Origin of the sequence: Microbacterium sp. (assembly GCF_003248605.1) — a bacterium.
Taxonomy (GTDB): Bacteria; Actinomycetota; Actinomycetes; order Actinomycetales; family Microbacteriaceae; genus Microbacterium.
In genome coordinates, this window is sequence record NZ_QFPF01000107.1 from 1 (window position 1) to 8452 (window position 8452).

General features: G+C 68.5%; 17 protein-coding genes. All 17 read left to right on the plus strand.

Annotated features, from left to right (window positions below; all coding sequences use genetic code 11):
• A partial coding sequence (locus DI573_RS12355; protein ID WP_292814698.1) for a hypothetical protein occupies positions 1-239 on the plus strand: 239 nt, incomplete at its 5' end.
• Positions 240-351: 112 nt separating this feature from the next.
• Positions 352-720, plus strand: coding sequence for a hypothetical protein (locus DI573_RS12360; RefSeq protein WP_292814700.1), 369 nt, complete (start codon positions 352-354; stop codon positions 718-720).
• Positions 717-953 (plus strand): hypothetical protein, encoded by a 237-nt coding sequence (locus DI573_RS12365; protein WP_224369952.1) that lies wholly within the window; start codon positions 717-719, stop codon positions 951-953. The genes DI573_RS12360 and DI573_RS12365 overlap by 4 nt, the downstream gene beginning before the upstream one ends.
• Positions 950-1261, plus strand: a complete 312-nt coding sequence (locus DI573_RS12370; protein WP_292814708.1) for a hypothetical protein — start codon at positions 950-952, stop codon at positions 1259-1261. Before DI573_RS12365 ends, DI573_RS12370 begins: the two co-directional genes overlap by 4 nt.
• Positions 1261-1590 (plus strand): hypothetical protein, encoded by a 330-nt coding sequence (locus DI573_RS12375; protein ID WP_292814710.1) that lies wholly within the window; start codon positions 1261-1263, stop codon positions 1588-1590. Before DI573_RS12370 ends, DI573_RS12375 begins: the two co-directional genes overlap by 1 nt.
• Positions 1587-1835 carry a hypothetical protein gene (locus tag DI573_RS12380; protein WP_292814713.1) on the plus strand — a complete coding sequence of 83 codons (249 nt, stop codon included), beginning with the start codon at positions 1587-1589 and terminating at the stop codon, positions 1833-1835. The genes DI573_RS12375 and DI573_RS12380 overlap by 4 nt, the downstream gene beginning before the upstream one ends.
• A 9-nt stretch (positions 1836-1844) precedes the next feature.
• The gene (locus DI573_RS12385) at positions 1845-2423 is read left to right on the plus strand and encodes a hypothetical protein (RefSeq protein ID WP_292814716.1); all 579 of its coding nucleotides are present in this window, start codon (positions 1845-1847) and stop codon (positions 2421-2423) included.
• Positions 2420-2821, plus strand: coding sequence for a hypothetical protein (locus DI573_RS12390; protein WP_292814719.1), 402 nt, complete (start codon positions 2420-2422; stop codon positions 2819-2821). Before DI573_RS12385 ends, DI573_RS12390 begins: the two co-directional genes overlap by 4 nt.
• Complete coding sequence (locus tag DI573_RS12395) at positions 2818-3201, plus strand: hypothetical protein (protein ID WP_292814722.1); 384 nt, start codon at positions 2818-2820, stop codon at positions 3199-3201. Before DI573_RS12390 ends, DI573_RS12395 begins: the two co-directional genes overlap by 4 nt.
• Positions 3198-3608 carry a dUTP diphosphatase gene (gene dut, locus DI573_RS12400; protein WP_292814724.1) on the plus strand — a complete coding sequence of 137 codons (411 nt, stop codon included), beginning with the start codon at positions 3198-3200 and terminating at the stop codon, positions 3606-3608. Before DI573_RS12395 ends, dut begins: the two co-directional genes overlap by 4 nt.
• Before the next feature lie 10 nt (positions 3609-3618).
• Positions 3619-3951, plus strand: a complete 333-nt coding sequence (locus DI573_RS12405; protein ID WP_292814727.1) for a hypothetical protein — start codon at positions 3619-3621, stop codon at positions 3949-3951.
• Positions 3948-4418: a hypothetical protein gene (locus DI573_RS12410; RefSeq protein ID WP_292814729.1), complete on the plus strand. Its 471-nt coding sequence runs from the start codon at positions 3948-3950 to the stop codon at positions 4416-4418. The genes DI573_RS12405 and DI573_RS12410 overlap by 4 nt, the downstream gene beginning before the upstream one ends.
• A 195-nt stretch (positions 4419-4613) precedes the next feature.
• The gene (locus DI573_RS12415; RefSeq protein WP_292814732.1) at positions 4614-5651 is read left to right on the plus strand and encodes a hypothetical protein; all 1038 of its coding nucleotides are present in this window, start codon (positions 4614-4616) and stop codon (positions 5649-5651) included.
• A 238-nt stretch (positions 5652-5889) separates the two neighbouring features.
• On the plus strand, positions 5890-6657 hold the full coding sequence (locus DI573_RS12420; protein WP_292814735.1) for a helix-turn-helix domain-containing protein: 768 nt from the start codon (positions 5890-5892) through the stop codon (positions 6655-6657).
• A gap of 316 nt (positions 6658-6973) precedes the next feature.
• Entirely contained in the window at positions 6974-7276 is a 303-nt protein-coding gene (locus DI573_RS12425) for an HNH endonuclease signature motif containing protein (RefSeq protein ID WP_292814738.1), read from the plus strand.
• 267 nt (positions 7277-7543) lie between these two features.
• Positions 7544-8164: a hypothetical protein gene (locus DI573_RS12430; protein WP_292814741.1), complete on the plus strand. Its 621-nt coding sequence runs from the start codon at positions 7544-7546 to the stop codon at positions 8162-8164.
• A 21-nt stretch (positions 8165-8185) separates the two neighbouring features.
• On the plus strand, positions 8186-8452 hold a 267-nt coding region (locus DI573_RS12435), incomplete at its 3' end, for a hypothetical protein (protein ID WP_292814744.1).

The window sequence follows — 8452 nt, forward strand, 5'->3', positions numbered from 1 at the left end:
AGCCCGTTCGCCGTGCCGAGGACGGCCCCGTCACCCCGACGTGGTGTTCGACCGCACGACTTCTCTACGCGGACCGGGTCCCGCGCACGTATGGGCCGCGGCAGCGACCACGGCGCCGCAAGCAGTGCCGCGCCGCCTTCCGGAGGAGCGGTCACGTCGATGGCACGATCCTCGTCGCAATCGTGGTGGTTGCGCTGCTGTGGACCACCGTGATGCTGGCGTTGGTGGTGGGCGCATGACCTCCTCGGCCGGCATCCGCAGGGGAGTGGCTCTGCGCCGCCCGACGGTGCGCGTGTGCGCGTGGATCGCCGTCCGGGAGACCGTCGGTCTGCTGCTGCCGAGGAGGTGGCGGTGATGGCGCCCCGCGGCCCGGATGAGGCGTACTGCCGCGACTGCGGCGACCCGATCATGTGGCGCGACACCACCGCCGGCAAGCGCATCGCACTCGATGCGTCGTGCGACCCGGCCGGCGTGGTCCGGCTGGTAGGCGGCCGGGCGGAGACGCTGGGCCCACACGATGCCGCAGAGCGACGCGCGGCAGGCGAGTTGCTGTTCAAACCGCACGTGGTGTCGTGTCCCGCCAAACACCCGCGGGGAGGCGTCGGGATGCCGCCGGCGATCCGCGACCGCATCCAGCGCAGGAAAGACCCGGCTGAGCGGATTCGCATCGAGATGGCTAAGCGGGGCAGCCGGAGACGAGGTCTGGGGGGACGCGAATGAGGCAGGACGAAGCCAACGCCGACGCCTGGTGGGACAACCTCCCGCCGGTGAGGCGAGTGCAGGTGCACCACTGGATCACCCAGCGGGGCAAGCAGCCGCCAGAGGAGGTCCCGGGCCAGTTGGAGCTGGTGCCGGTGGAGGGCGGAAGAGAGGACGAGGAAATGACGAAAACGAACAAGGACGTGGCAGGCGTGCGCACCGTCGCCGCCCGCCCGATCGGAGGTGTGTCGTGAATCCGCAGGAAGCAAAGGACGCCCTTGCCCGCATGGATACGTGGCAGGGCATGAGCAACGACGAGACCCACGAGCTGCTGCGTCAGTCGCTGACGTTCATCGCTTCGATGAAGACCCAGTACGCCCTTCGCTACATCCCCAGCGGCACGGAGGAGTTCGACACCGGCTGCTGGTATTCGACGCGGTGGGAAGCCTGCGATCAGCTGACGGCAGTGCTCGAAGAAGATCCACTGGTCGCCCGCATTGTCTGCCAGCAGGTGTCGCCGCTGGAGACGGTGACCACCGCGGTGCGTGGGGGTGTCGCGTGATGCCCCAGAAAGTGACGCTGACGCCGTGGGCGATGCTCGTCGCCGCCGGCGCGTCAGAAGAGGATGCGACCTGGTTGGTGATGCAGCTTCCCATCATCGGGTACGGCGATGTCCCCGCTATCGCGGAGGTCATTGCCCGCGCAACGTCGGCGGGACGCTGCTCGGCGTGTGACCTGATGCATCTGCGGATGGCGCCGGGCGTGCGGCAGTCGCCTGCGGCTGCGGTTCTTGCTGAGCTGCAGCCGGGGGCCACGATCGAGCAGCTGCGTGCAGCTCTGGATGAGGCGGAGCAAGTCCGCCTGGCCGAGTTGGGGGTGTTCGCGCGATGACGGAGCCGAAGATCCGCTTTGCAGGCGTTGCCGCTGTCGTCGCCGCCGCGTGTGGGGCCGGCATCGTCGCCGCGTGCCTGATGTGGATGACGCTTGCCGGCCCCGACGCCACGACAGGGCCGCCGCCGGCGTCGACCACGGCGACGGTCACCGAGACGATCACCGCCACCACGACCACGACGACGGCGACCGTGCACCACACGCACGCGACGTCGTGCCCGCCGTCGCCGAGCAAGGACTACTAGGAGCCCACCATGACTGACCAGACCATTCCCGCCGACGCCGTGCGGGACATCATCGCTGCCTACCGCGATGGTGCGAGCCACCGGGGCGGGATGATCCTCGACGCCCTGAAAGACCTGCTCCCCGCCCCGCCGCGCCCGACGCTGGCGGACATGACCGAGGAAGAGCGTGCAGCGTGCCAATGGATGCAGGCCGAGGTTCATGATATGCCCAGGCTCCGCGAAGGCGTGCTCGTCCGTACCGACCAAGACTGCGGGTATGTCCTGGACAGCAAGGGAGAGACCTGGTTCGTCGACCACGCGAAAGTAACCCCCCGCCCTGGCCTCCCCCGCATGGAATGGCCCGGAGACCAGAAGCCCGAGGAAGTGACCCCGGTGAAGGTCGGCGACGTGATCGAATCCGCCGACGACCCCCGACTCGCCGCACTCCCGGCAGGCAGCATCCTGGTAGACCGCGACGGCGGCGCTTTCGAGGTCACCAAGGCCGACACCGGCGAATGGGGCGGTATCGGCTACGTGCCTTCGCAGGGCACGGGCACCAAATGGGGCCCGTGGACGGTGCGCCGCATCGGAAAGGAGGCCGACCAGTGACCCCCGACCAGGCACGCGCCCTACTCGACGGCACCACACCCGGCCCGTGGCGACTCCAAGAGGTCAAGGGACACCCGCACCTCCGCCACATCACCACCGGGACGGGGCACAGCGGAGACCCCACCGCCGCCGTATGCATCCCCGTGGATGTGACCAGCAGGGAAGGCGCAGCCAACATGGCCGCGAAAGCGGCCGTCCCTTCGATGCTCGCCACACTCGCCGGAATGCACACCGAATACGCCATTGCATACCTCGACCGGGACGGAAACATCACCCTGATGGACGAGGGATACGAGACGCTAGCCGCCGCGCAACGTCGGAGGGATCAGCTCTTGGCGAAGGTCCGCCCGTACACCCGAATCATGCGCCGACCCGTCGGCGAATGGGAGGAAGCATGACCAACCCTGTTGACCGCGCCGCCGAAATCATCAGTCTCGCCACACGTGGGGCGCACACCACCGACGGTCACCCCATGAAAATGAGCGACCACACCGCCCAAATCATCGCCGAAGCGCTCGCAGACGACGGGCTGCTGATGCCCGACCTGCCCGAGCCGGACGGGAACGACGCAGACGGGCTGCCCTACTGGGGAGAAGGCGACTACAACACCTCGCTCACCTGGCACCCCTGCGACCGTTTCATTCTACGGGATGAACGCCCACCGCTGATCCACTCCCCGATTTCCCCCTGGATGCACCCGGACGAACTTGAGGCGGAGGCCCTACGCGCACTCGCAGCCGCCCGCGCCGCACGACAAGCACTGGAGGCCACCGAATGACCCTGCCGTTCCAGGGAACCCCGCCCACCCGCGCCCACGCCGATGACGCCGGACTCGACCTCACCGCCGCCGAAACCCTGGTAATCCCCAGCGGCCAACGCCGCACCGTCCGACTCGGCACCGCCGTATCCATCCCCACCGGACACGTCGGCCTGCTGTGCCCCCGCTCCGGCCTCGCCGCCCGGCACGGCATCACCACCCTCACCGTCCCCGGGATCATCGACGCCGGCTACCGAGGCGAGCTCAAGATCGTGCTGTACAACACCGACCCCGCCCCCTACCAGGTACGGGCAGGCGACCGCATCGCCCAGTTGGTGATCGTCCCCTTCACACACCTGGCCCCCGTGGCCCAGCCACTCACCACCACCGACCGTGGGGCAGCAGGGTTCGGCTCCACCGGCACCTAGAAAGGACACCATGACCCACCCCGTCGACCGGGCCGCCGCCATCATCGCCCAGGAATGGGCCACCTTCTCCACCCGCGACCTGTGCGGCCACGAGATCAGCCTCGCCCGGGCCCTGTACCACGCCGGGATGCTCGCCGCCGATGCCGACCTCCCCGACAAGTGGGACACCTGGCGCGACCGCTACACAGCACAACGCAAACGCGCCGCCGACCTGGAGCACCTGGTGAGGGTGAAGAAGGCTGAGAACATCGCGCTGAAGAAGACGATGCATGCACTCATCGTGGCCATCGACTCTGATGATCCCCCGACCATCAATGATGAATCTCTGACGGAGGAACAATGACCGAAGACGACGATGACCGCACCGACCACCACGAACCCCCACTCTGCTCACGCAACCCCGCCCTGTTCGACAGCCGGGCCGAAGGTGAGCCACACAAACACGTCGCCGCACGCCACCGTCTCGCCGTCCTCACCTGTCGGGCGTGTCCCGCGCTCGCCGCGTGCAAGCAGTACTTGCTTGACTGCGAGACCCGCGGCGCCCGTGTCGACGGGGTCGTCGCCGGCCGCCAATGGCGCCGACTCCGCGACCGCGTGCCGGAGATCCGCGCCTGCGCAGATTGTGGCACTGCCATCGTCAAGCGGGGCACCCCGAACATCGATCGGCTTCGCCCCGACGGGACGCTCATGGCCAAACACGCGGGCCGCGGACTGTGCGCCGCCTGCTATGACCGCCACCGCCAACACGGCACGCTCGAACGTTTTCCGCGCCTGACCCGCCCCGACGCACGCGAAAGGGGAGCCGCATGACCGTGCACCGCGTCCACGGCAACTGCCGCGACCCCTAAGCCCCCGCCCCCGCCAGCCACCGCGCCACGACCAGCAGATGGAGACCACTATGCCGCCGCTTGCAGACCGATTCCACGTCGGGCAGCCCCGTTCCGGGAGTGATGCCTGATGGCGTGGGTGAAGTGGTCGGATACGGCGAACTCGCATCGGTGCTTCATGAAGCTCGCGGAGGTTGCAGCGGAGTCGGGAGATGCCCGCCTCGAAACCGAGGTCAAGGGCGCCGTGTTCTCGCTAGCCCAGTGGTCGGCGCAGACCTGGTCCGACTACGTGATCCCGTGGGGCGTGGCCATCAAGATTTTGGGGATGGGCCGGGCCCGTCCGCTGGTCGACGTCATGGTCGACGTCGGCCTGCTTATCGACTGCTCGACTGAGGAGGAGAAGCTCTACAAGCTCATCGAGGATGAGCAGGGCCTGTTCCACATCATCAAGCGGTCCGACAAGCTCATGGGCGCCAAGCGCAAGCGCGACCGTAACCGCGGCGCGCTGGTGGTGCCGGTGTTGCTGCGCGATGGCGCGGCCTGCCGGTATACCGGTGAGCCTGTCAATTTCAAGTCCACGAATTCCGACGACGGTGGCACCTTCGACCACCGCGCACCGGATGAGGAGACGACGCCGGACAACTACGTCGTCGCTTCCCGCGGGGCGAACATCGCCCGTGGTGAGGTCCCGGACCCGGATCGGCAGTTGCCGTTGATGGATCCGCCGGACTCTCCGGTGTACGACGATTGGATTCTCGAGAAGCTGGCGACGTGGCCGTCGATTACGGCCCGCGTCGCCAAGCAGATGGGCATCCCGAACCCTTTGGAAACTCCGAAGAGTTCGGTCGAGGCCCCCGCCGAACCGGGCACCGCCCGGCGCACGGCCCCCGCCGAACCGGCAGCCAGCCGGCGTACGGCCACCACTGACCATCCGACCAGTCCTATGGACCCCTCTGACAGCCAGCCAGGGTGGGGTCCGCGATCCTCCGCGCCGCCCGCGCGAGAGTCGAGCGCCAACAAGGACAAGGGCGACCCCGCCCGCAGCCTCCCCGCCAGCAAGGCTGAAACCCCAGCCCCTTCGACCCCAGTGCTTCGCGCTCCCGCCGGCAACCAGCCGCCCGGTGAACCCCGCCCCGCCACCGCTGAGTCTTCGCCCAGCGGCCGGGGTGGCAACAAGCACTCCCGCCGACGTCGCCGATCCCGGCGCCGCCGGTAACCCCGCAGCCCGGCTCCTCAAAAGCGAAGCGAGCCTGCCGGACATCAAGCGCGCGACATGGTCACGCGCTGATGTTCGCGTACCCAACTCCGCCCCGAACCGTTATGCCAAAACAACCTTTTCCCGTCTAGGCGGGGGAGGGGCAAAAGCCTAGGCACCGGGTCGGGTCGGGTCGGGACGGGCCGGGTCGGGGAGACCTGTACACCCACCCACCTGAATCACTGGAAGCGAAGGAAGCATGGAGTTCTATCTGACCGAAGTTGAGCAGGACCTGCTGGGTAGGGATCTCCACACGCTGGAGGTCCTGGGGCCGCGGCTCGAGGACATGTTGGTGCCGTCGACGCCTGCGTCCGGGACGAATGCGGGGCGGCCGGCGAAGCGAGGTGGTTCGCGACCGCCGGTCGTGGTTCACGTCCTGGAGGTGAAGCTCGACGCGGGCCAGGTGCTGGCGAAGCTGGCCACGCGTCTGGTGATGACGGTTGGCCGCGCCGAGGTTGGGTCGCCGGGGTCCAACGAGCTCGCGGTCGTGGCGTCGTGGTTGCACCGGCATGTGCTCGTGATCGCGGCCCAGCCGTGGGCGCGGGAGCGTGCGCTTGAGGTGGCCCGTGTGGCCCGGCGGGTGGCTGATCTGGTGGACCCGCCCCCGCCCGTCGAGACTCCACCCCCTCCCCGTACGATAGGCCCCCACCCCCCTCTCGATGAGTCCCCCTCCCCATCAGGTGGCCGCCTCCCGTGGGCTCCCGGGCGAGCACAGGGGACGAACGAGGATGGGACGTTCGGCGTCCGCTGGGAACGCGCGGGCTTTGCGTTCGGATCGTCGCGTCAGGTCGAGGAAGCCGCGCGACTGCTCGGCGAGCCGGTGAGTCGCACGACCATCCGAAAGTGGGCCCGCGAAGGTCACGTGGTCGCACACCTGCAGGAAGACGGCACGTATCTCTACTCGCTGGCCGAGGTACTCGACTACGCGCGGCGCTGGCGACTGCAGCTCGATGAGGAGACGTCATGACCGACGGTGCCGTCCGCTCATGCCGTGGCCGACGGCTGGCCACACACCTGGCAGTAGCTGGCGTGATCAGTCACGCACGGCGTGGCCAGCCAGACGTTGCGCGGTGGCCGAACAAGGCAGGAATGCGTGGCGCTGCGGCCAGGCTTCAGAGGCTCCGGAAACCGAAGAGAGACACGACACGGTGCGGCACTCCGACCTGCGGTTTCCACCTCGTGTGCTACGCTGCGCTTAATCGTCGCGTGAACCCAGAAACGGTCACGCGACGTTCGTCATTAAACAGCAGGTCATCGGCATGACCACAGCGAGAGGAGTGTCGATGGCTGGCTGGCAATCCAACTCTCGCGGTCCCCGGTCGCGCGGATTCCCGGAGGCCGTCCGACTGGCGATCCTCCTCCGGGACCGGCACCAGTGCCAGCTGGCCTACCGCGGCTGCACCGGCGCGGCCACCGACGCCGACCACATCATTCCGGTCTGCGAAGGCGGCGACGACGAGATGTCCAATGGGCAGGCAGTCTGCCCGGCCTGCCACAAGATCAAGACCCAGGCCGAAGCCACCCGCGCCCGTCGGCGCCGCACCCGCCGACCGACCCCGCGCCACCCCGGACTTCGCGCCGGCTGAGGGGTGGGGGAGGACCCTCGCCCCGATCCCAGGCCGGGGCGGAGGGCATTGGCTCTCGAAAACGGTACGGGTTAGAAGTTTTTGCAGGTCAGTACGTATTCCAGCCTGTGCGGGCCGCTGACGCGATGCCGTGACCTGCGGCAACGTTGAACCCGTTTCGGTCGCTTCTGACGCCTCTGCGGGGCCTGTGTGGAACAGGCCCCACTGAAGATCATTCATGCAGGTCAGGGGTTCCTTTCGTAACGAATCACGAGTATGATGGAAAGCATGAGGAGCACATGCGAGACCTGCGGAGAGGCCCTGCCGATCCAGCGCGCCGGGCGGCCGCCGAAGTACTGCTCCTCGCCGTGCCGCCAGGCCGGATACCGGGCCCGCAAGCGCCGCCAGCTGCCCCCTGAGATGGTCGCCGCCGGCCGGTGGGTGGCCGCCGATGGCAAGCGCCCGATGACCGCTGACGGCCGCGCAGCGTCCTCGACTGACCCGTCGACGTGGGGCCCGCGCGCCGACGTCGCAGAAGGGCCGAACGGCTTCATGCTCGGCGCGGGCTTCGCCTGCATCGACCTCGACGGCTGCGTGGGCGCCGACGGCCGGGTAGAGCCGTGGGCCCGGGCGATCCTCGCAACGGTGCCCGACGCCTTCGTCGAACGCTCGGTCAGCGGCCGGGGCCTGCACATCTTCGGCCTACTTCCCGAGGGACCGGGCCGCAACCTCGGCCGCGCCGAGTATTACTCCAAGTCCCGATTCATCCGCGTCACCGGCAACGTCCACCGACAAGGTGTGCTCGTCGCACTGTCGCCGGCCATCGCCGAAATCCACCGCCAGCACGCAGCTGGCCACATTCCCCAGCGCCGAGGCACTGCCCGAAGGAGGGCGGCCGCCGCGGCGTAATGACCGTCGAGGAGGTGCCCCATGCCAGGACCTATCCCGAAGCGCTCCGACCAGCGGCGCCGCCGCAACAAGGACGACGGACCGACCCCACTGCGGGCCGCTGGCTCCGGGGCGGTGAAGCCCCCGGCCGAGGATCGGTCGTGGCATCCGGCGGCGAAGCGCTGGTTCCGCGCCCTCAAGCACTCCGGGCAGACCGTTTTCTACGAACCGTCCGACTGGGCGTACGCGCAGCTGGCCGCTGATCTGCTCACTGCGGAGATGGCAATGGAGAAGCCGCGCGCGGCGACG

Coding starts and splice junctions, on each gene's coding strand:
- DI573_RS12365 (WP_224369952.1), top strand. CDS start 717: ATGAGGCAGGACGAAGCCAACGCCGACGCCTGGTGGGACAACCTCCCG.
- DI573_RS12375 (WP_292814710.1), top strand. CDS start 1,261: ATGCCCCAGAAAGTGACGCTGACGCCGTGGGCGATGCTCGTCGCCGCC.
- DI573_RS12380 (WP_292814713.1), top strand. CDS start 1,587: ATGACGGAGCCGAAGATCCGCTTTGCAGGCGTTGCCGCTGTCGTCGCC.
- DI573_RS12385 (WP_292814716.1), top strand. CDS start 1,845: ATGACTGACCAGACCATTCCCGCCGACGCCGTGCGGGACATCATCGCT.
- DI573_RS12395 (WP_292814722.1), top strand. CDS start 2,818: ATGACCAACCCTGTTGACCGCGCCGCCGAAATCATCAGTCTCGCCACA.
- dut (WP_292814724.1), top strand. CDS start 3,198: ATGACCCTGCCGTTCCAGGGAACCCCGCCCACCCGCGCCCACGCCGAT.
- DI573_RS12405 (WP_292814727.1), top strand. CDS start 3,619: ATGACCCACCCCGTCGACCGGGCCGCCGCCATCATCGCCCAGGAATGG.
- DI573_RS12410 (WP_292814729.1), top strand. CDS start 3,948: ATGACCGAAGACGACGATGACCGCACCGACCACCACGAACCCCCACTC.
- DI573_RS12415 (WP_292814732.1), top strand. CDS start 4,614: ATGAAGCTCGCGGAGGTTGCAGCGGAGTCGGGAGATGCCCGCCTCGAA.
- DI573_RS12420 (WP_292814735.1), top strand. CDS start 5,890: ATGGAGTTCTATCTGACCGAAGTTGAGCAGGACCTGCTGGGTAGGGAT.
- DI573_RS12425 (WP_292814738.1), top strand. CDS start 6,974: ATGGCTGGCTGGCAATCCAACTCTCGCGGTCCCCGGTCGCGCGGATTC.
- DI573_RS12430 (WP_292814741.1), top strand. CDS start 7,544: ATGAGGAGCACATGCGAGACCTGCGGAGAGGCCCTGCCGATCCAGCGC.